Source organism: Aquimarina sp. Aq107 (assembly GCF_943733665.1).
Taxonomy (GTDB): domain Bacteria; phylum Bacteroidota; class Bacteroidia; order Flavobacteriales; family Flavobacteriaceae; genus Aquimarina.
The window spans coordinates 5,112,774-5,134,603 of record NZ_OX030782.1 but is presented as its reverse complement, the minus strand read 5'-3'; the positions used below and the strand labels follow the sequence as shown (position 1 = coordinate 5,134,603).

The 21,830-nt window shown below is 32.3% G+C and carries 15 protein-coding genes; 6 read left to right on the top strand and 9 right to left on the bottom strand.

Annotated features, from left to right (window positions below):
• The gene (gene radA / locus NMK29_RS22185; protein WP_108804807.1) at window positions 1–1,368 is read left to right on the top strand and encodes a DNA repair protein RadA; all 1,368 of its coding nucleotides are present in this window, start codon (window positions 1–3) and stop codon (window positions 1,366–1,368) included.
• Between the two features lie 10 nt (window positions 1,369–1,378).
• Here radA and NMK29_RS22180 read toward each other — a convergent pair whose 3' ends face one another.
• Window positions 1,379–2,410, bottom strand: coding sequence for an aldo/keto reductase (locus tag NMK29_RS22180; protein ID WP_108804806.1), 1,032 nt, complete (start codon window positions 2,408–2,410; stop codon window positions 1,379–1,381).
• 527 nt (window positions 2,411–2,937) lie between these two features.
• Between NMK29_RS22180 and NMK29_RS22175 the strand changes: the two genes are divergently transcribed.
• The gene (locus NMK29_RS22175; protein WP_108804805.1) at window positions 2,938–3,156 is read left to right on the top strand and encodes a hypothetical protein; all 219 of its coding nucleotides are present in this window, start codon (window positions 2,938–2,940) and stop codon (window positions 3,154–3,156) included.
• Between the two features lie 334 nt (window positions 3,157–3,490).
• Here the strand turns inward: NMK29_RS22175 and NMK29_RS22170 are convergent, their stop codons facing one another.
• Together NMK29_RS22170 and NMK29_RS22165 are read right to left on the bottom strand one after the other, a co-directional pair.
• Complete coding sequence (locus NMK29_RS22170; RefSeq protein WP_211059837.1) at window positions 3,491–3,787, bottom strand: hypothetical protein; 297 nt, start codon at window positions 3,785–3,787, stop codon at window positions 3,491–3,493.
• A 106-nt stretch (window positions 3,788–3,893) separates the two neighbouring features.
• On the bottom strand, window positions 3,894–4,427 hold the full coding sequence (locus NMK29_RS22165) for a hypothetical protein (RefSeq protein ID WP_108804803.1): 534 nt from the start codon (window positions 4,425–4,427) through the stop codon (window positions 3,894–3,896).
• Between the two features lie 283 nt (window positions 4,428–4,710).
• On the opposite strand from NMK29_RS22165, the gene NMK29_RS22160 reads away from it, so the two are divergent.
• Window positions 4,711–5,130: a hypothetical protein gene (locus NMK29_RS22160; RefSeq protein WP_027394750.1), complete on the top strand. Its 420-nt coding sequence runs from the start codon at window positions 4,711–4,713 to the stop codon at window positions 5,128–5,130.
• Window positions 5,131–5,199: 69 nt separating this feature from the next.
• Here the strand turns inward: NMK29_RS22160 and NMK29_RS22155 are convergent, their stop codons facing one another.
• The 5 genes from NMK29_RS22155 to NMK29_RS22135 form a co-directional block, all read right to left on the bottom strand.
• Window positions 5,200–6,159, bottom strand: coding sequence for an OmpA family protein (locus NMK29_RS22155; RefSeq protein ID WP_108804802.1), 960 nt, complete (start codon window positions 6,157–6,159; stop codon window positions 5,200–5,202).
• A 42-nt stretch (window positions 6,160–6,201) separates the two neighbouring features.
• The gene (locus NMK29_RS22150) at window positions 6,202–6,966 is read right to left on the bottom strand and encodes an exodeoxyribonuclease III (protein WP_108804801.1); all 765 of its coding nucleotides are present in this window, start codon (window positions 6,964–6,966) and stop codon (window positions 6,202–6,204) included.
• 197 nt (window positions 6,967–7,163) lie between these two features.
• Window positions 7,164–7,550, bottom strand: coding sequence for an endonuclease domain-containing protein (locus NMK29_RS22145; RefSeq protein ID WP_108804800.1), 387 nt, complete (start codon window positions 7,548–7,550; stop codon window positions 7,164–7,166).
• A 119-nt stretch (window positions 7,551–7,669) separates the two neighbouring features.
• Window positions 7,670–10,900, bottom strand: coding sequence for a CHAT domain-containing protein (locus NMK29_RS22140; RefSeq protein ID WP_108804799.1), 3,231 nt, complete (start codon window positions 10,898–10,900; stop codon window positions 7,670–7,672).
• Between the two features lie 142 nt (window positions 10,901–11,042).
• The gene (locus tag NMK29_RS22135) at window positions 11,043–11,471 is read right to left on the bottom strand and encodes a cytochrome c oxidase assembly factor Coa1 family protein (protein ID WP_108804798.1); all 429 of its coding nucleotides are present in this window, start codon (window positions 11,469–11,471) and stop codon (window positions 11,043–11,045) included.
• Window positions 11,472–11,631: 160 nt separating this feature from the next.
• Between NMK29_RS22135 and NMK29_RS22130 the strand changes: the two genes are divergently transcribed.
• Window positions 11,632–15,048, top strand: a complete 3,417-nt coding sequence (locus NMK29_RS22130; protein WP_108804797.1) for a hypothetical protein — start codon at window positions 11,632–11,634, stop codon at window positions 15,046–15,048.
• A gap of 65 nt (window positions 15,049–15,113) precedes the next feature.
• Entirely contained in the window at window positions 15,114–15,485 is a 372-nt protein-coding gene (locus NMK29_RS22125; RefSeq protein ID WP_108804796.1) for a hypothetical protein, read from the top strand.
• Here NMK29_RS22125 and NMK29_RS22120 read toward each other — a convergent pair.
• Window positions 15,482–18,472 carry a GEVED domain-containing protein gene (locus tag NMK29_RS22120; RefSeq protein ID WP_108804795.1) on the bottom strand — a complete coding sequence of 997 codons (2,991 nt, stop codon included), beginning with the start codon at window positions 18,470–18,472 and terminating at the stop codon, window positions 15,482–15,484. The genes NMK29_RS22125 and NMK29_RS22120 overlap by 4 nt on opposite strands.
• Window positions 18,473–18,896: 424 nt before the next feature.
• On the opposite strand from NMK29_RS22120, the gene NMK29_RS22115 reads away from it, so the two are divergent.
• Entirely contained in the window at window positions 18,897–21,731 is a 2,835-nt protein-coding gene (locus tag NMK29_RS22115; protein WP_254097295.1) for a proprotein convertase P-domain-containing protein, read from the top strand.
• Window positions 21,732–21,830 lie beyond the last annotated feature (99 nt).

Genomic DNA, 21,830 nt, shown 5'->3' with positions numbered 1-21,830 from the left:
ATGGCTAAAACTAAAACTGTTTTTTTCTGTCAAAATTGTGGTGCCCAATATGCAAAATGGCAAGGACAATGCACATCATGTAAAGAATGGAATACCATCGCAGAGGAAGTAGTTCAGAAAGCTTCAAAAAATGACTGGAAAGATCCTAACACATCTTCCAAAGAAAATAGAATTTCTAAACCATTAAAAATTTCTGAAATTGATACTAGTTATGAAGCAAGATATAATACTGATGATTTAGAACTGAACAGGGTTCTTGGTGGTGGAATTGTACCTGGTTCACTTACCTTGTTGGGAGGAGAACCTGGTATAGGAAAAAGCACATTATTATTACAGATTAGTTTAAAACTTCCATATAAAACTTTATATGTTTCGGGAGAAGAGAGCCAAAAACAAATTAAGATGCGTGCAGAACGTATTCAATCTAAAACAGATAATTGTTTAATTCTTACTGAAACTAAAACTCAGAATATCTTTAGACAAATTGAGGCTACTGAACCTGATATTGTCATTATAGATTCAATACAAACACTACATAGCGACTATATAGAGAGCAGTGCTGGGAGTATTTCACAAATTAGAGAATGTACCACAGAACTTATCAAGTTTGCTAAAGAAACTGCTACTCCTGTTATTCTAATTGGTCATATCACAAAAGATGGAAATATTGCAGGACCTAAAATTCTCGAACACATGGTAGATACTGTGCTTCAGTTTGAAGGAGATCGAAATCACGTGTACAGAATTTTAAGAGCTCTAAAAAACCGTTTTGGATCTACATCCGAATTAGGAATTTATGAAATGCTAGGAAGTGGGTTAAGAGAAGTTTCCAATCCTAGTGAAATTCTGATCTCTAAAAAAGAAGAAGAGCTAAGCGGAACTGCAATCGCCGCTACAGTCGAAGGCATGAGACCATTGATGATAGAAATACAGGCACTAGTTAGTACTGCAGTCTATGGGACTCCTCAAAGAAGTGCTACAGGTTACAATCTGAAACGTTTAAACATGATCCTTGCAGTATTAGAAAAGCGTGCAGGATTTAGATTAGGAGCTAAGGATGTATTTCTAAATATAACAGGTGGTATTTCTGTAGATGATCCAGCAATTGATTTAGCTGTAGTTGCAGCCATATTATCTTCTAATGAAGATATTCCGATAGCCAAAGATTTTTGCTTTGCCGCAGAAGTAGGGTTAGCCGGAGAAATTAGACCTATAAATAAAGTAGAACAAAGAATTCAGGAAGCAGAGAAATTAGGTTTTGCGACCATTTTCGTTTCTAAATACAATAAAATTTCTAATCAAAATACCGCAATCAACATTCAACTTGTTGCCAAAATTGAAGATGTAGTTGAGTATTTATTTGGTTAAAATCCAACCACTAAGGAGCTGGATTGGGTATTTGCGCGTGAATTTCATTAATTTCATTGATTATTTCGTTTGATAAAATCACATCGATGCTATTAATATTTTCGGTTAGTTGCTCGATAGAAGTTGCACCAATAATATTACTAGTTACAAAAGGTTGCTGATTCACAAATGCTAGTGATAATTGTGTCAGACTAATATTATGTTTTTTAGCAATCTCATTATACAATCTAGTTGCCTTATAACTATTCTCATTCATATATCGATTATAGTTAGGAAAAAGGTCTACTCTAGAGTTTTTAGGTATTTCCTCTAGATATTTACCTGTAAGCATCCCGAAACCTAGTGGAGAATACGGTAGATGTCCTACATTTTCGCGATGTAAAACTTCTACAAGTCCTATTTCATCTTTTCTATTTAATAAGTTATATGGATTTTGTATTGTAATCATTTTAGGCGCTCCTTTTCTAGCTTCTTCGGTATAACGCATCATACCATACGCGGTCTCATTAGAAACACCGATATGTCTTATTTTACCTTCTTTTATAAAATCATTAAGGCTCTCTAAAATTGTGGCAAAATTATCTTTCCAAGCATCTTCTTCATCATGAGTATATCCAAGTTGTCCAAAATAATTAGTATGCCTTTCTGGCCAATGCAACTGGTATAAGTCAATATAATCCGTTTGCAATCTTTCTAAACTCTTATGGATTGCATCTTTAATTTCTTCTTTAGTAAAACCTTCATTTCTAATATGTTTAGAAAACTCTGCAGGACCTACAATTTTTGAAGCTATTACTACCTTATCCCTTTTTCCTGATTTTTTTAACCAACTACCAATTATGCGTTCAGTACTTCCTTGAGTTTCTTTTTTGGCAGGTACAGAATAAAGCTCGGCAGTATCTATAAAATTTACTCCTTGATTAATTGCGTAATCTATTTGCTGATGACCTTCTGACTCAGTGTTTTGCTCGCCCCAAGTCATAGAACCTAAACATATTTTACTAACTTTAATATCCGTATTTGGTAATGTTGTATACTTCATTGTCTAAATTGTGGCTAATTTTCTAAATACATAAAGATTCAAAAATAAAAACTCTCTTTTTAGTTATTCAAAAAATTATCTTAATAAAACTCCAATGCGAGAACATTATCCACAGTAGTGACTTAAAACATCTACACAACTATATGTTAAAAAATATCTTACAAAGCATCAATACATTGATTATCAAATATTTATGTTAAATTTTGTTTTGTGGTATAATTATTCCAGTAGATTATATATCCAAGAAAGCAATAAATTCTTGAGATGATGAACAAAACAACTAAACAAATTTACGCCAACCAAAAATGAGGTTTATTGACAACCTCAAAATAAGGGTCAATTTTTGTCACCCTATACTTTTTTAACCGGAAAAAGAGCTTCTATAACAGGAGCTCTTTTTTTTATAAAATTATTTTTAAACTAACAAATTTGGAAAGAAATCATATATTTTTATATACATTAAACAAATTTTATATATTTTTATATACATTTTAATGTAATTCACACATAATCATTAATATAAATTCATGTTAAACACACATTATAAAGATCTTAGTAAAGAAAATAAACAATTTGCAATCCACAGAATAGCCACCAAAACACTCTTTACAATAGAAATCGTTCAAAAAGTATTACAACGTTATAATCCCTTAATGGAAATACAACAAAACAGAATTGTAATTAATCGTAACTCTTACCAAAAACTTATTCGAGAAATACGTAAAGAACATCTCCTAGCCAAATAAAAAACGGATGCAGTTACCCCATTACTACATCCGTTTCACAACTAACCAACCTAAAAATTAATTCCTCACACATCCAACACTTATTATTCTTTAGATTGATATAAAAGTATTGTCTTTCTGTGATTGATAAAAGCAAGAATGAGGGAAGCAAGGCTTTTGTTGAGGGAAATAGTCAGTTTTATTATGCAGTAATATATGTCGTAGTGAAAAGAAGCTAGTATTTCTAAAATCGATTTTAGAAAACAATCAAACTCTAATTTTAATTGAAAATGACTTTTAGGATATTTTATAGAGGTTGTTTTTACAAACAAAAAAAGCGCTTACCGCGCTGCTCTTATGATATCGGTAATATCTCTATTACTTTACCATATACATTTTTGGTCCATCCGTTGATGCGACCTCGATTGTTACCGATCAATAATCCTCGTTTTACATTTTTGCCTTTGACTAAATGTGTAAAACAGTTTCCTCTTACTTTACAGAAAACAATGTCTCCCGCTTCGCAATCTTCCCAGTTTACGGGTTCCAATACAACGGGTTGTTTTGATCGTAAGATTGGTAACATAGAATTACCTGGTTCTTTGGAGACAATCGTCTCTCCATTCAATAGCTTTTGAATTTTCCAATTCATAATCATAGTTTTAAAAATTAATATTTAATTCAAAAACTATGGAGTATGGCTTTACAAAGAACATATACCTAAGTACATCACAAAGATAGGTGTTTTTTAATAATCCTTATTGCTCTTCTACTTCATTTACTTTTTTGGTTACACCGCATTTTCTGCGAACCGTTCTTTCGGAAAGTGCCGCTGCATTTCTTGCCTGATTCTCAGAGGCGCGACCATCATTAATTATTGCATCATACACAGTTTTATTTTCTATAAGACCACGTAAAACACAAATAAAACCAGGACTGTCTTTACCTTTATAATGACTCTTTTTTTTAGGCTTCGTAACCAATTCGCCAAATAAACGACCTTTTAGTACTTTATCTTGATTAACTGCTACCACAAACTCATATAATAAATTCTCTTCTTCAGAATCCATATCACTTACTTTATCTAAGACATTGGAATACTGATCGTTGGTGAAATCAAAATATTTGTAAAAATCAAAATAAGTACCTTGGTCTTCTTCCTCCTCTTCACCATCTTCTGAGTACTCATCACTTTGCGTTTCTTCTTCTTCGTAGTACTCCTCTTCGCTTTCCTGACTCACACCTTTAATCACAGATAATACTACTATTATAAAAATGGATAACCTCTTCATTTGCTGTATGGTTTTAAATTAATTTTGGGTATTATAAACGTACGAGAATGTTCTTTTGTTATCTATCTCCTTTATTTTTAAGAATTTTACGCTATGCATAATTAAGGATTTTATTTTTGTTTCCTAAATTCGTGGCATACTTTTTGGAAACTTCAAATTAAAATAGTTAATTTAAAGCAGTTTTTAAGATAACTTTAATACTAAATTTATATTTATTCCGTTTTGGAATACGTGAAATCAAATACGTAGTTTTGATACTAAATTATTATAACACCCAAATATTATGAAAAAATTATTTCTACTTTTACTTATGGTAGGCGCAGGATTAACCACCCAAGCTCAGGTTCAAAATGGTAAGGATACTGATTGGTCTCAACTTTATGAAGAGCAAAAAGAGTTATATGCTTTAGCTTCTGATATTGGAGAAATAACAGATAAAGTAACAGCTCAAGACAACATAATCTCTTTTGTTCTAAAGTCAGGTACTATTTCACTAGAAACGAAAAAAGATAAATCTAAAGCTAAAGAGTTTTATAATTATACTTTATTAACAAGCGCTGGTAAACAAATTCGACTTGGAAAAGACACAGCAAGTGATGTAATAGATAGTTTTAGAAGTAAACTCTTAATCTTAAAAGAACAGTTAAAAGCTAATAATGGTAAAGAAGTTGATAGCATCTTATCTGAATTATTTAGTAATTAACAAAAATTAGCTCTATAAAATATAAAAAAGCGCTCACTTGAGCGCTTTTTTTATACATTCTATTTACTATTATATATCGTTTAACAATTTAGATATTTCATCTAACTTAGGAGTTAAGATTACTTCTATCCTTCTGTTCTTTGCCTTACCTGTTGATGTTTCATTAGATGCTACTGGAGAGAATTCTCCTCTTCCTGCAGCGGTGAGATTCTGTGCATCTATTTGTGGATTCTCTAATAAAAGATTTACAATCGCCGTTGCTCTCTTTGTAGATAAATCCCAGTTTCCTTTTAACTGGCCATTACCCGTATATGGTACATTATCCGTATGACCTTCTATAAGTACAGCAATATCATTATTTTCTCCTAAAACAGATCCTAATTGTTTTACCGCCTGTCTTCCCTGCGTTCCTACCGCCCAACTACCAGAAGCAAATAAAAGTTTGTTTTCCATAGAGATATACACTTTACCATTTCGTTCTTCGACCGTTAATCCCTTTCCTTCAAAATTTCGTAAAGCTTTAGAAATAGCACTTTTTAGAGCTTGCATTTTAGCATCCTTTGCTGCAATCAATCCTTCTAATTCATCTACACGTTTAGAACGACTCTCTAAATCTCTCTGCAGTTTTTCTAATCGATTTCGTTCTGCAGCTAAGGTTTTTTCTTTTTCCTCTAGTTGCGCTAATAATTCTCTATTTCTCTTATTATTTGCATTTAGAGCTTCTGCACTATTTTTTCCTAATGCATCATAGGAGTTTTTTAGATTTTCATAATTCGTAGAAAGCGCATCATATTTGGTTCGTAATTCATCTCTTTCTACCCTTGTCTTTTCATACTCCTTATTGAGCCGATCCAATGCCAATTTATCCGCATCACTAGTTTTTTGTAAAGCTTTATAAGTATCCTGCAACTTTCTATTATCTCTTTTTAATCGAGCATATTTACCTTCTAATTCCTTATGTACTTTAGAAGAAACACACGAAGTAGCAAATGTTCCTATACATATTAGTATCGCAATTCTTTTTATCATAATTCTTATTTTATTAATGTCTACTAAGGCAAAGTACGCCTATTACATATTCAATTCTACCATAATCGGACAATGATCGCTATGCTTTGCTTCTGATAAAATAACGGCTCTTTCTAATTTATCTTGCAATAGTTTCGCGACCATACCATAATCTAAACGCCAACCCTTATTATTAGCTCTAGCATTGGCTCTATAACTCCACCACGAATAATTATGAGGATCTGCATTAAAATACCTAAAAGAATCTATAAATCCACTTTCTATAAAATTACCGATCCATTCTCTCTCTACTGGCAAAAACCCTGATACATTTTTATTACGTACCGGATCGTGAATATCAATTGCTTGATGACAAATATTATAATCTCCTAGAATTACTAAATTAGGATATGATTTTTTTAACTCATTAATATATTCCTGAAAGTCATCCATAAACTTAAGTTTATGGTCTACACGTTCTATATTCGTTCCACTTGGTAGATATAAACTCATAATAGAAACACCATTAAAATCGGCTCTAAGATTACGACCTTCATGATCCATATAATCGATACCTGTTCCGTACTCTATATGATCTGGTTCTGTTTTAGATAAAATAGCGACACCACTATATCCTTTTTTCTGTGCGCTATACCAATAATTATATTTGTATCCTGCATCTGCAAAAACATCTAGATCTAATTGTTCCTTATTTGCCTTGATTTCTTGTAAACAAATCACATCCGGATCTGCTTGTATCAACCATTCTATAAACCCTTTTTTTAGTGCTGCACGGATTCCATTTACGTTGTATGATATTATTTTCACTTATTTATTATTTTATGTATTCATATTAAACTTCCCTTATGAGAGGGATAGTATTTTAGCTTGCGCCAAATACAAAAGCTAGAAATTCTTGGGTGTATTAACCGAAAACTTAAACCCTTTTTGAATAACACACCCCTAGCCCCTCTCAAGAGGGGACTGCTTTAGTCCCTGTCTCAAGACGGAAACTAAATATTAAATTAGATATTTTCATTTTCATAACTTTGAATATAATCTTCTATAGCTAATAATACATTAAACATATCTTTAAATATCTGTTGGTCTGTAAATCTCAGAATATTAACCCCAAGTCTGTTCATTGCCTTTTCTTTGACAATATCTTTGTTGTAAACTTCAACTAATTGATGAGAATATCCGTCAATCTCTATTCCTAACATCAACTCATAACAAAAGAAATCTAATATATAATTATCTATTGGTTTTTGTCTATGAAAATCATACCCATATAATTGCTTTCTTTTTAATTTTTGCCATAACAATATTTCTGACTTTGTGCTATTATTTCGCAATTGTCTTGCATATTCTTTTAGCTTAGGATTATATGGAATGATTTTTCTTTTTTTCATAAATAATAGGCTTCCCTCTAGAGAGGGATAGTATTTCAGCTTTTGCCAAAAGGCTAAAGTTAGAAATTCTTGGGTGTGTCACTTACCTAATTCATTTGCTATTTTCAAATTAACACACCCTAACCCCTCTCGAGAGGGGAATTTCTTTTTCTATACCACAACAAACTTACTAAGATCAATACTAAAATACCAACGCCAATGAACCAATATCCATAATTATTACTCTCAAGTTGGATTGCGGCTGTATCTCCTAATAAATAAAATCCTCCCCAATAATAAGGATGATCAGTTTCCTGATTGGTAGTAGTAAGAAATTGTAATTTTGCTTGTTGCAGAGCCTCTGCTTTATTTTTACCATCCCTAAGGCTGGTATAAAAATACTCCATAATCTTAGGCGTAGTTTCATCAGAAACTTCCCAATTGGTCAATAATAAACTTTTTGTTCCTGCATACTGAAATGCATTCCCCAAACTCATAATCCCCTCGCCTTTGGCAATTTTACCAGTTCCGGTATTACAAGCGCTAAGTACGGTAAGTTCTGCAGGGATATCTAACGCAAATAGCTCGTGACTGTATAAATAATTATCCTCTATTGTATCTTTACTTTTAGTGAAGTATAATTTAGAGTTTTCTGGTCGTTCATTATCTACATCGCCATGTAATGCTAGATGTAAAATATTATAGGCTCCTACATGTTTTTTAAAGTTTTGCTCTGTAGCTTCTGATCCATAAAAATATTGCCCATCTACAATATTAGAAATGGCTTTAATTTCTTCTCGAGTTCCGGGTAAATCCATACTCGAATTTCTAAAAGCTTTTAAACTTACGTTTCGTGTATTAGAAATATTATCTCCACTAGAAAAAGAAAACGCTAGGCATTCTTGTAATTCTTTTGGAGCTTCACCTTCATCTATCTCATCTCTGAACAACAATGTAGCAGAATTAGCGTATGAAATCGCATACTCTTTAAGAAGATATGGCCAAGTTTTTGGATTATCAGAGGTGTCTTCTGCAGTTAATAACAAATCAAAATTAAGGTGCCATAATGATCCGTCAGGAACTATAATTAATTGATTTCCTACGAATTCATCCTTTACGGGAGCTATTAATTTTTTATATAGTCGATGGGAGACTTCTTTATAAACTTCATAGTTTTTCGTGATAGCACCTTGGAATTCTTCAATATATTGTTCTAGCTTTGGCGTCAATAATTCTTTTACAGCTATCTTATTTTTTGAAATCGTAAAAGCATAGGTGATACTATCTGTCGTAAAAAACTCCAACAAAGTAGTTTCTTCATCTAGTTTTTCCTGAACATCAGCTACGGAAACTACTTCAGTAGTATATTTTAATTGGTGATATTTAGGATATTTTTTTTCTATGACTTCGGTTAAAGAGTCCTGTCTTCTGGAGATGTCGAATAATTTGCTTTCATAATTTGATAGCTTAGTAGAGGCTTTTTTATTAGAAATTTCTTCATTTATTTTAGATTGACAAAAAGCCTTATCAATTCTTAATTTTTTTTCTAATTTGATGATTTTGATGGACAACCCTGAAAAATTTTTCGCATTGGAATGATTTAGTATATCTTTTAACGTATTTGATTTACTTTTTTCAGCATAATAGAAAGCATTTGATAAAGATTCTTTCATTTTATTTTCTTTGTACAACAAAATATTTCCCTTTATAGCACTTGTAAAAATTTCTTTAGTTTCTTTAGCAAAAAGAAGTTTATCTTCATATTCTTGAAAAGACTGTCGAGAATGGTCTATCAAAACATTCAAATTAGAATAAATTTTGATATTTTCATTCAAATCATTTTTTGATTTATTTTTATAGTAAAGTAACTGTAATACCTCTGCTTTCCTTCTATAACTTTCTATTAACATTTTTGGATTAAAATATTCTTGATCATGTTTAGTATTTGCCACTACGGCCTTTTCAAAAAACATTATAGCTTTTTTATAATCCCCTTGTTTTTTATATACTAAACCATTTTGATTTAAAGCTTCAATTATAAGTGGGCTTCTATTTCCATAAGAATTTTCTATTAATTCTAAAGCATTTTTAGAATATGTAAGAGCTTCTGAAAATTTCTTTTGCTCTAAAAAAATACTTGCAATACTTGTATAAGAAGTGGATATCTTTGGATTATTCTCTTTATATACGTTTTTATAAATTTTTAAAGATTTATTTTGATAATTCAACGCCTTATTCAATTCTTTTTTTGCTCGATAAACGTTTCCTATATTCTTATACAAATCAGCTATGTCAGAGTGATTTTCCCCATAACTTTTCTTACAAATTTTCAACGCTTTTTCATAATAATTAAGTGCAGTGTCATATTCTTCTTTCCTCTCATAATCAAGTCCCATGTTCCAATAAACAAACCCCAGACTAACATTTTCTTCATCCAGAATTTTACGACCTATTTCTAAGCTTTTTTTATGGAATTTAATAGAATTATTATATTCTCCTTTATTAGATAAAACAAGTCCTATATTAGTGTAAACTGCAAAAAGAGGATAAAGACTTTCATTTTTCTTAAAAATCGATAAAGCTTTTTGATAATATTCTAGACTAGTGTCGTATTGTTTTAATGTTGAATAATAACTGGCCAAACCATAATAACTGTAACCAGTAGATAAGTGATTCTTACCTTTATTCTTTATTACAATGTTTAGACTTTTATTAAAATAAAGTCCAGCTTTGAAATAATTACCATCTTGGATATAAACATTTGCAAGATTATGGTAATCATTTCCTACTCTTTCGTGATTTTCTCCAAAAAATTTTAGATCATAAGCTAAAGCTTTATCAAGAAAACTTATAGCTTTTCTATAATCTGATAAATCCCTGTATAACAATCCAAGATTACTATATGAAACTGCAATACTTTTATAATCTAGCGGTGTGTTTTTTTGTTTTACTTCTAACGATTTTTTATGATTCTTAAGTGCATTATCAAAATCTGACATTCTTACATAACTTTCTCCAATATAGTTATATGCTGCTCCCTCTTCCCTATGATTTTGGATAAGATAATAATTGCATATTTCCAAAGCTTTTTTTGCGCTTTTAAGAGCTTCCTCATATTGAGATTTTCTTATTTGACTTTCCGAAATAGTGTTATAGCATGTGGCCACTCGCTCCCAAGCCTTTGCTTTTTCATAAATAGGTAATGCTTTTCTAAAATAAACAATCGAACTATCTAACTTCCTATCAGCTAACAATGAATCTGCTTTCTTAAAATATTGAAAAGCTAAGATGGTATCATTTACAATCTTAGTCTGCGAAAAAGAAAGACTCGAAAAGAATAAAAAAAAGACGATGGTTTTTAGAGAGTTCATGTGGGTAAGATTAAAGCTTACGATACTAAATCATTTTTACAGAAACAAATATACTATAAACAACACACCCCTAACCCCTCTCAAGAGGGGAATATGATACTTTTACTTTACGAAGCTTTTCTCTCGAAAGGGTGATCAGAATTTATTCGCTATCCAATACCTCAATAGTCTTCTTTGGTTTTTTAGTTCGTATTCTTATCGTTTGGTATTGCCAACCATCATTTCTTTTATTTGCTACGACATCCATTTTTCCTTTTTGCTTAGATCCTTTTATCCCAACCGTTATAATGGCTTTACCTTCTTCGGCATATCGAACTTCTCCTTCCAGAAGCTCAAAAACACTAATTGGCTGTACTTCTCCCAAGAGTGCAATAACACGTTCGTCGTCTTGTACCATATCAAAAGCATTATCATATATAGATGGATCTACCATAGCTTTAGTAAAATCACCTATTGGTTTCCCTAAAAGCACCAATAAGGTCAGGACAAATCCACTAATCAATGCTAAAAGCCCTAAAAACCAACTTCTATTCTTATGCCACCAACTTTTTTTATCTATATAATCAGTCATAAATTTTTTATTTAAATTATTTCGGACTAATAAAACTTAATCTTACTTTTATCGTTATTGCTATTATAAAAACCTTTCCAATCAATAGTTGTTGCATAAATCATAGTAATTTAAGAAGCTTAGCAAGCTTCTGTAGGCGAAAAACTTTAGTTTTGTATTGATGCGTATTTTTACGGTTTTAGGTTTTTTATTATTCTTCGGTACCAGTAGTTTATTGGCTCAAGATACTTTTGGTAATTTCAGAAGTAAGAAGGTACGTGTTACTGATACTATACGTATTGATTCTGTAAGTATCAACTCATTTAAATTCAAATTACTTTCCAACAAAGGAATTGCTATAGACAGTACATTATATGACGTAAGTTTTAAAGATGCCTCTGTTGTCTTATCATCACAAGTAAAATCACAAAATGATTCAATTACCATACAATATTTTCGCTATCCTGATTTTTTAACTAAAAAGTATTTTGAATTCGATCCTTCTATAATTGTTGAAGAAAATGGTAACCTACAAAAACTATATAGCTTATCAGAAGCCAATAACAAAAAAGAGTTCACTCCTTTTGATGGACTTACCACCAACGGAAGTATATCAAGAGGTGTTACCGTAGGTAGTAATCAAAATACCGTTTTAAACTCTGAACTAGATTTACAGATTTCTGGTAAAATAAGTGATAATATATCCTTACGTGCATCAATACAAGACGCAAACGTACCAGTACAGCAAAGTGGATATTCACAAAATTTAGATGAATTTGATCAAGTTTTTATAGAATTATATAGCAAAAATTGGAATGTAAGAGCAGGTGATGTGCAACTGCAAAACACTACGAGTTATTTTAATAGATTCACTAAAAACGTACAAGGTATATCCATTAATGGAACTTTAAATCATCCCGAATCTAAGACCGATTTATTTGCCTCTGGAGCTTTGGTACGAGGCGTTTTTACCAGAAGTCAATTTACTGGCCAAGAAGGTAATCAAGGACCTTATAAATTAACTGGTCCTAATGGAGAATTATTTATTCTCATAGTCTCTGGAAGTGAACGTGTATATGTAAATGGATTACTCCTAGAAAGAGGTGAGAATAAAGATTATATTATTGATTACAATGCCGGAGAAGTTCGATTTAATCCTACATATCCTATTACATCAGATATGAGAATATCTATAGAATATCAGACCACAGAACGTAATTACTCTAGAATCATCGTTTATGGTGGAGGCGAACACAAAAGTGACAAACTAAAAATTGGGGCTTTTGTATACTCAGAAAATGATGCTAAAAACCAACCACTACAGCAAAACTTAAGCGATCAACAAAAAGAAACGCTATCCAATGCTGGTGATGACACTTCTCAAATGATTTCACCATCTGCTGTTCCAGATGTTTTTAGTGAAAACAAAATTCTTTATAGAAGGGATATGATAGATGGTCAAGAAGTTTTTGTGTTTTCTAGTAATCCAGAGGATGAATTATTTAATGTTAGGTTCTCTTTGGTTGGAGATAATCAAGGTGATTATATTGTAGGAGATGTAACCACAATTAGTAGAATTTTTGAATACGTTGCACCTGTTAATGGAATACGTCAAGGTAATTATGCACCAATAATTCAATTAGTCGCTCCTACCAAACTTCAGACAGCTGTGGTTCAAGGTTCTTATACTCCAAACGAAAAAACATCTGTAGCATTTGAAATTTCAGGAAGTAAAAATGATTTGAATCTATTTTCTGATATTGATGATAATGATAATGATGGAGTAGCAGGGAGATTACAACTAAGGCAAAATATTTTTTCTAGAGATAGTAGCTGGACCATGAATGCGTTTGCAAATGGAGATTATATCCAGAAAGAGTTTAAGAGTATAGAAAGAATTTATAATGTAGAATTTAACCGTGATTGGAATTTAAACAACCCTCTAGGAGACCAGCAGTTTTTTACATCTGGTTTGGAGCTACTTCATCCCCAAAAAGGGTTTACTCGATACTCATTTCAGCATCTTAATTTTTCTGAAAATTATAATGGAAATCGACATCTCTTAAGTACCGAACTAAAATTAAATAAACTTGGTGTTTCTTTATATTCTAGTTTATTAAATAGTAAGAATTCGAACTTAGATTCAAGATTCTTCAGAATCTATAACATTCTAACCTATAGCTTTCCAAAAAATTGGATAGGAACCAAAATAGGAATCGAGGAAAATAAAGAAATCAATCTAAGTGATCAAACTTTTACATTAAATACACAACGGTTTAAATCATACGAGATCTACAGTGGAGTAGGCGATAGCACAAAAATATATACAGAAATTGGATATAGACATCGTATTAATGATAGTGTTAGAAATAATCTTTTAGATAAAGTAAGTACCTCTAATACCTATTTTCTTAAATCCAACTTACTAAATACAACAAACACTCAATTATCTTTATTTATTAACTATAGAACATTAAATAATGAAGATCAAAATAGAGAAAATGAAGAGTCTCTAAACTCAAGGTTGCTATACAATCAGAAATTTTTTAATGGTAAAGTAAATTGGAATACGGTTTTCGAAACAAATAGCGGAACTTTACCTCAGCAAGAATTTACGTATGTCCAAGTAGATCCAGGACAAGGGACGTATACGTGGAATGATTACAACAATAATGGCATACAAGAATTAGAAGAGTTTGAAATTGCTCAGTTTACAGATGAAGCCATTTACCTAAGAGTATTACTTCCTAACCAGCTCTTTATAAAAACTCACCAAAATCGACTAAGCCAGATTATAACTCTAAATCCTCTTTCTTGGTCTGGATCAGATAACAAAACAAAGAAGTTATTATCACATTTTTATAATCAAACATCTTATATCATTGATCGAAAAAACCTTCGAGATGACAGTTCTTTTGATCTCAATCCATTTAAAAAAAATGATGATGAATTAGCATTAAACTTAAGTTTTAGGAATACATTATTCTTTAATAGAGGAAAACAACGTTACACAACCTCGTATACTTTTCTTTCCACAAAAAACACGAATTTACAGGTTACCGGACTACAGGAGAATATAATCGATAGCCATCAATTAACATTTGCACATAAAATGGCAAAGACTTGGCTTTTTGATTTAAAGAATGAACTTATTAAAACTGAGAGTATCTCAGAAAACTTTACTAATAGAAACTACCTTCTCGAAGGTTATAAAATAGAACCAAAATTATCATACTTATTATCTCCCCAAACACAGTTTAGTATCTTCTATCTTTTAAATGATCAAGAAAACATATCTGGAGAAGAAGTGTTAACACAACAGAAATTAGGTGTTTCTTTTGCATATGCAAATAAACAGCAAATATCTATTTCTGGTGAATTTAACTATTTCAATAACGATTTTACAGGAAATGCTTTCTCTCCGGTAGGCTATCAATTACTTAATGGTTTACAACCAGGAGATAATTATACTTGGTCTATCTTAGCACAAAAAAAATTAACTAAGTATTTAGATCTTAATATATCTTATTTAGGTAGAAAAAGTGAAACAACCAGTACAATTCATACAGGAAGCGTACAACTTAGAGCATATTTCTAATTTTTTGCGCATCTTTTAAATAAAAAAATATAATTTGTAATTCTTAAAACTCAAACCATATAACGATGAAAAATATTCTTAAAACTTGTTTTGTACTAATTTCATTAATTTCTTATAGTTGCATAACTACTCAAGGAGCCGATGGAAAAAAAGGTGAAAATGGAAAAGAAAGTGCTCAAATTATAGATTCTAAAGAAATGATTGAAAAAGGTTTTATCAAAGGAACATTGTCTATTAATAAATCAAAAGACTGTTCATATATTCTTACAGTAGAAAAATATGCAGATAAATTAGATCCAATCAATATTCAAGATTTCTTTAAAACCGATGACATGCCAGAAAAGGTATGGGTTAAATATAGTAACCTAAGAATGAATAGTAGATGCAAAGAAGCAAGACCTGTATCAATACAAGAAATAAGTAATCGTACTGATTAGTTTACAGAAAACTTAGCAGATTTTCCAGTTTTACCACCTCCTAATCTAACAAAGTAAATACCGGTGCTAGCATATGACATATCCAATAAATATGTAAATCTGCTATTAGCATCTTTTTCTACTAAATTAGAGGCTACGGTTTTTCCTGTAATTGTAAAAATACTGAGCCTAAGGATATCATCCGCATTAGCATCGCTCATCGTAATCAAAAATTGATTATTTGGCTGACTAATTACTACAAGATCTGAATTAGGGTTTGTATTCTCTCCTATTTCTACAGTATAATCGTGAGTTGTACCAAATTGCATGGATCCGCAAGGGTCATTAAGATCGGATCCGTTATTTGTATTCGTATCTCCAGCTCTAACTCTTAATAAATGGGTGCCTAATGGCGCATCATTATTTAATGAAAAAAGAAAAGTCTGATTTACGTTTTCTTCAGAAATCACCTGATTACTAATAACCAATTCTTCATCTTCAAAAACTGTATCATCATCAAAATCTATCCATAATGACAATTGTTCCGCATCACCTTCTGCAAAACCTGCTTGAACAGTAAGCGCGTATACTCCGATAGACTTATCAAGATTAATTATCATACTGGTAAAATCCTCATAACCATCTCCACATTCAATATTCTGGTTTGATATGTTAGAAAGCTCGAAAGAAGACAAACCATCTCCAAATCGTGAGCAATCCGATGTTGGTGAGCATAGCTGATGGACAACTTCTCTTGTAATGACATCATTAAGAGCATCCTCATCTGTAGTTAAAGCAGTACCAATCTCAAATGAATAATTTGAAAATTCTGACAAATCAGCGGTAACTGTAAATGTATATTCTGCTGATTCTCCTACCGCAATAGTTCCTGAGAAAACCTCATTAACTGGAGTCCCTCCATCAAGTGCATAAAAAACAGGAATATTAGATTGCGGAGAACCTCCATAATTTCTTATTAAAACCGTAACAGTTTCTGTAGAAGAAAGACCTCCTCCTGACACTGGAGAAACCAAACTTACAACTCCAACATCATTCAAAAATAAATTAGAGACTTCTTTAGTTGTACAATCGTTTTCTGGAGTTACATCTCCTACTTGATTCGTTTCTGCTGAAATAAAAGAACTATTTCCTACTGTTAAATCCGCCATAGTACTAAATGTAAATGATGCAGTTTGTCCTGCTGCAATAGATCCTGTAAAAATTTCATCCACTGTACTTCCTCCATTAATCGAATAGCTTACTGGAATATTACTTTGTGCCGTTGTCCCAAAATTTTTAATTGTAACTGTAATAACTTCAGATGTGGTAAAAGTAGCATCTTCTGGAGCATCAATACTCACAACTCCAACATCATTTGGTATGTTTTCTGCAATTTTAAAAACTCCTACAATGTTTCTTGCATTGTTTCCTGAATTCTCAAAATACTCTGCAATATGCCAAAAAGTTTGATCATCTAATGGATCCACTGTCATCTGTGCATAATCTCCATAACGATTTCTTGTGGTTCTATCTACATCGGTACCTATGGCGATTGTTTCTTCGGCAAAAGTCATCGTTCCCAAAGGATCATCTGCCAATCGACCAGTATACCTAATAGAGGCAAAACTATTTTGGTTTGCTCCATTATCGATAGTACCCATAGTCGTATATCCCATCCCGATATTCCCAAAAATATCCATCGCCATACTCGCACACCAAGCACTTTTACCATCTGGAGAAGTATAAGTTCCTTCTTGGTAAACAGACCATGGTTGATTATCGCCATTCTGGCGAAGTTCATACCATCTAATCCCAGATATATTATCTGAATCCTGACGACTATCAATATCTACTGGAAAATTTAATACTACTGAATTATAATCACAAAATCTTCTATAATTAGTAGCAAACATTACAGTTCCCTGTAATACATCAATATTTTGACCATCTGATCCTGGTTGTGGAAGATTTGCAAAGGAACCTCCATCAAATGTAGAATCAAAAGAAGTGATATTACCATTACTTACGGTTAACTCTTCGGCCTCTGAGATTGTAGATTGTTGTGGATTAATCCAATCCACATTAATAGTCCATAACTTTAATGCATCTTCATTTACTCCTTGCCAATCATCATCCTGAAAATAAATAATTCTAGCATCTCCAACTGGAGGAAGTGTGCTTCCTATGGCATTGAATGACGCCGGACTATAAAAACCACCTATTCTTGCTCCTGGAAGAGGAAATCCAACCATTTGTGCCGTATCAACTCCAGCAAGCATTTGTTCTCTATCTATAACATATACTACTTCACTTGTCATTTGCTGACCTTGATCTTTATTAGCTGTTATATAATATCCATCAGACCAAATTGAAAATTTCGTGTAATCAGGAAAGCTACCGGTATTAAAACGATAAGTATACCAACCATCATTTACTGGATCTGATCCTCTACAGACTGCAACCAAAAAACCATTAGGTGTATCACTAAACTGAGTAATAACAAATCTATCGGCAAAATTATCGTAAAATACTATTGGGTCTCCGAGTGATTCTCCCGGAAAAATATTTGCTAACGAAGTAGAAGGAACTAACACATTTCCATTTCTATCGTGAATAGCAAAAGCAGAATTTTTAGCACTTATATAGTGATTAGGGCCGATTGCCCCCGTAGGATCTGATGGCGAAGTCGTACTAGAATTGGTTTCAAAAACTAGTGAAGGTGTTCTATTACTTCTAGTGTTACGCGCACTTTTTTGGTTTACTATTAGCGCATCTAGTCCTTTTGGAAGTCCTTTACCCGGAACAATTTTATTTGCATCCGTTCTCTTAGGATTTACTTCTCCTTCTCTTGGTATCTCTGGAATTAGCTTTTTACCGATCAAAGGCTCTACTTCTTTCATATAATTAGAAGAAGTAACCAAAGTTGCCTTAGCGGTCTTTTTCTTTTGAGAAAAACCAACTACGCAAAAAAATAAAAAAGAAAAGAAAATGATCCTTTTCAATAGCATAATAACAAGATTTGAATGACGGAATATCCTAATTTTTAAGGCAAAATACAACTAATACTACAATATTTGATGTTAATAATATAATGTACCTATTTTATTTAACGAATACATTAGTACAAATATTTTTGCAACACCTTACATTAGCAATATAAAAAACTCGTAATAATCATATCCCCAATAATTATATTCAAATATTATAGAATAAGAATATTTTTTCAATGAAAACTGAAACTGGGGTAGGGATTTTAACAACATACGTGTTTATTATATAACAAATCAAACGATATACAAATCATGTTTAAAAATTCACTCTTATTAATCCCATTACTCATACTTTTTAGTTTTGGGACTTTTGCACAAACAAAGCCTGGTGTAAAACCTAACTTTTATTCAAAATCCACCTCTATGAGAGTGGTATCACCTATTGGATCAAAAAAAAACACTTATCCCAGCTAAAGACTCAAATGAAGAAATTAGAGATGGTAGATATTCCAAGGATAATAGATCTTCTAAAGGTAAAATTATTATTGGTAAAGGATCTACAGGAGATGACATCTTAGCCAAAGCACAAAAATCAAACACAACACGTGTTCCCGGATTTGATCCTGAGATTGTTTTTGATACCACAGAACAAAATAGTCAACCTACGGACCCATCTCTAGCAGTTGGGCCTAACCATGTACTTGCTGTATTTAATACTGGTTACAGAATTTTTGATAAAGATGGTAACCCACTTACAGGCAACTTGTCCTCTAATAATATTTTTACCGCAGCTAATGTTTGTTGTGACCTTACTATATCCTATGACAATGCAGCTGATCGATGGGTTATGTCTATACTATTTTTTGATGGATCAGTAGAAGTTGCTGTATCTCAAGGACCAGATCCGATTAATGACGCTTGGTCTGTATATTCATTCGCAGGTATTGATGATTACCAAAAAGTATCTGTATGGTCGGATGGTTATTATATGACTGCTAACGTAAACTCAGGTTCTGCAGATACTCAAAATTCAGTTTTTGCTTTAGAAAGAGATGCAATGTTAGCAGGAGCAGCTAGTGCACAGATTATTGGTTTCCCTTTACCAGGAATAGCTACTGATGGTTTTTACGCTCCTCAAGCTTTCAATATTAGTGATGATAACTTACCTGCAACTGGAAATGCACCAATCGTATATATGCAGGACGATGCTTTTAATGGAATTACAGAAGATCATATCAAAATATGGACTATTAATGTAGATTTTACGACTCCTGCCAATTCTGCCATTTCTCAACCCACAGAATTAACTACTACACCTTTCATTGGAGCTTTTGATGGAGGCTCCTTTGCAAACCTTACTCAGCCTGGAGGACAAGATATCGATGCTTTACAAAATACAATCATGAATCAAGCACAGTTTCGAAAATTCCCTACTCACAACTCGGCCTTATTCAATTTTGTTGTTGATACAGATGGTGGAGCTGGAGAAATCGCTGGAGTACGATGGTTCGAATTAAGACAATCTGGTGATGGTCAACCTTGGACCATTTATCAAGAAGGAACTTATACTTCTCCAGATGGAAAAAATGCTTGGAATGCTAGTTTGATTATGGATGATAATGGAAATATAGGAATGGGGTACACTGGTATGGGTGGTACTACCGACACCTTTGTCAGCTCATATTACACCGGAAGATTTGCAAATGATCCCTTAGGGACGATGACCATAGATGAAACATTAATTGCAGCTGGTGGTGGAAACATACCTGGTTCCGAAAGATATGGGGATTACAGTAAAATTGACCTAGATCCATCTAATGGAGAAAAGTTCTGGTTTGTTACGGAATATGTAAATACCGCTGGTAATAGAGCTAATGTTGCAGGTGTTTTTCAGATTGCTCCTAGCAATACAAATGATGTTGGTGTAGTTTCAATTGATATACCTCAGGAAGGAAGTTTCACTAACGCAGAAGATATCACTATTGAAATTCGTAATTTCGGAAGTGCTCCAGTTTCTAATTTCGATGTAACCTATCAAGTGGATGGTGGCACTATAATAACTGAAACATTTACTGGTACTATTGAATCTTCTAATATCGCTACTTATACATTTACGCAAACAGCAGATTTATCTACTGAAGGCCAGACTTACACTATCACTGCATCTACGAATTTAACGAATGATGAATTAGATACAAATGATCAAGTTTCTATTGTAGTTAATCACTTAGCGCAAAACGATATAGGAATTATCGCTATACCAACACCTATATCCAGTGATGGATTGGGAGCAGAAACAGTAACAATAACTATTGAGAATTTTGGTACGCAAGAACAATCGAATTTTGATGTTTCTTATAGTGTTGATGGAGGAACAGCAGTTATAGAAACAGTAACAGGTCCAATTGCAGCGGACAGCACAGTAGATTATACTTTCACACAAACGGCAGATCTATCACAATCAGGGTCTTATGAAATAGTTGCCACTACGGTATTATCAAATGATGCTAACACAAGTAATGATAGTTTTACTGCCACAGTAGAAAATTTTACCTGTAACTCGGAAAACAATACAACTCCTGTTGCGATAAGTGAAAATGGTACTCCTACGATAACTTCTGAAATAGAAATCACGGAGAGTGTTATAATTTCTGATATAAATATATCACTTAACATAGAACATACTTGGAATGACGATCTTACTATTACATTAACAGCACCAGATAACACGACTATAGTTGAATTAACAAGTGGTAATGGAGGTGATACTGATAATTATACCAATACCGTATTTGATGATCAAGCTGCTAATCCAATTACAGGTGGGACAGGTCCATTTACAGGAACCTTTCAACCAGAAGGAAGCCTTGCCGAGTTTAACGGATTATCTACTCAAGGAATCTGGACACTTACCATTGCAGATGGTGCAAATTTTGATGGTGGACAACTATTAGATTGGTCTATTGAATTTTGTGAGGTTGAAGATATTACACTTGGGGTTAACGAAAACCTAGATCCAAATTCTGAATTAAAAATCATTTATAGAGAAAATAATCAGTTTGAAATACGATTTGATTCTGACTCTGTTACTGATCAATTAGAAATGGATATTTTTAATCTAAGTGGTCAAAGACTACTGAATTATAGACTAAATAAAATAAACAACATCGGTTATGCATATGACCTTGATATGTCTTATGCTTCTGCTGGTATATATTTGGTAAGAATTAAAGACCAACAAAACAAATCTAAAATAAAAAGATTTATAGTTAGATAATTGTAGTTAAATTCTAAACTAAAAAAAGAGGTCTAAAAATTGAATTTTTAGACCTCTTTTTATGTATTTAATTCCAGTATCGAAATATCTTATATTGAA

Excerpts from the sequence above, each read along its gene's own strand:
- NMK29_RS22140 (WP_108804799.1), bottom strand. The coding sequence starts at position 10,900 with ATGAACTCTCTAAAAACCATCGTCTTTTTTTTATTCTTTTCGAGTCTT.
- NMK29_RS22120 (WP_108804795.1), bottom strand. The coding sequence starts at position 18,472 with ATGCTATTGAAAAGGATCATTTTCTTTTCTTTTTTATTTTTTTGCGTA.
- NMK29_RS22170 (WP_211059837.1), bottom strand. The coding sequence starts at position 3,787 with ATGAATTGGAAAATTCAAAAGCTATTGAATGGAGAGACGATTGTCTCC.
- NMK29_RS22155 (WP_108804802.1), bottom strand. The coding sequence starts at position 6,159 with ATGATAAAAAGAATTGCGATACTAATATGTATAGGAACATTTGCTACT.
- NMK29_RS22165 (WP_108804803.1), bottom strand. The coding sequence starts at position 4,427 with ATGAAGAGGTTATCCATTTTTATAATAGTAGTATTATCTGTGATTAAA.
- NMK29_RS22180 (WP_108804806.1), bottom strand. The coding sequence starts at position 2,410 with ATGAAGTATACAACATTACCAAATACGGATATTAAAGTTAGTAAAATA.
- NMK29_RS22145 (WP_108804800.1), bottom strand. The coding sequence starts at position 7,550 with ATGAAAAAAAGAAAAATCATTCCATATAATCCTAAGCTAAAAGAATAT.
- NMK29_RS22160 (WP_027394750.1), top strand. The coding sequence starts at position 4,711 with ATGAAAAAATTATTTCTACTTTTACTTATGGTAGGCGCAGGATTAACC.
- radA (WP_108804807.1), top strand. The coding sequence starts at position 1 with ATGGCTAAAACTAAAACTGTTTTTTTCTGTCAAAATTGTGGTGCCCAA.
- NMK29_RS22130 (WP_108804797.1), top strand. The coding sequence starts at position 11,632 with ATGCGTATTTTTACGGTTTTAGGTTTTTTATTATTCTTCGGTACCAGT.
- NMK29_RS22125 (WP_108804796.1), top strand. The coding sequence starts at position 15,114 with ATGAAAAATATTCTTAAAACTTGTTTTGTACTAATTTCATTAATTTCT.
- NMK29_RS22135 (WP_108804798.1), bottom strand. The coding sequence starts at position 11,471 with ATGACTGATTATATAGATAAAAAAAGTTGGTGGCATAAGAATAGAAGT.
- NMK29_RS22175 (WP_108804805.1), top strand. The coding sequence starts at position 2,938 with ATGTTAAACACACATTATAAAGATCTTAGTAAAGAAAATAAACAATTT.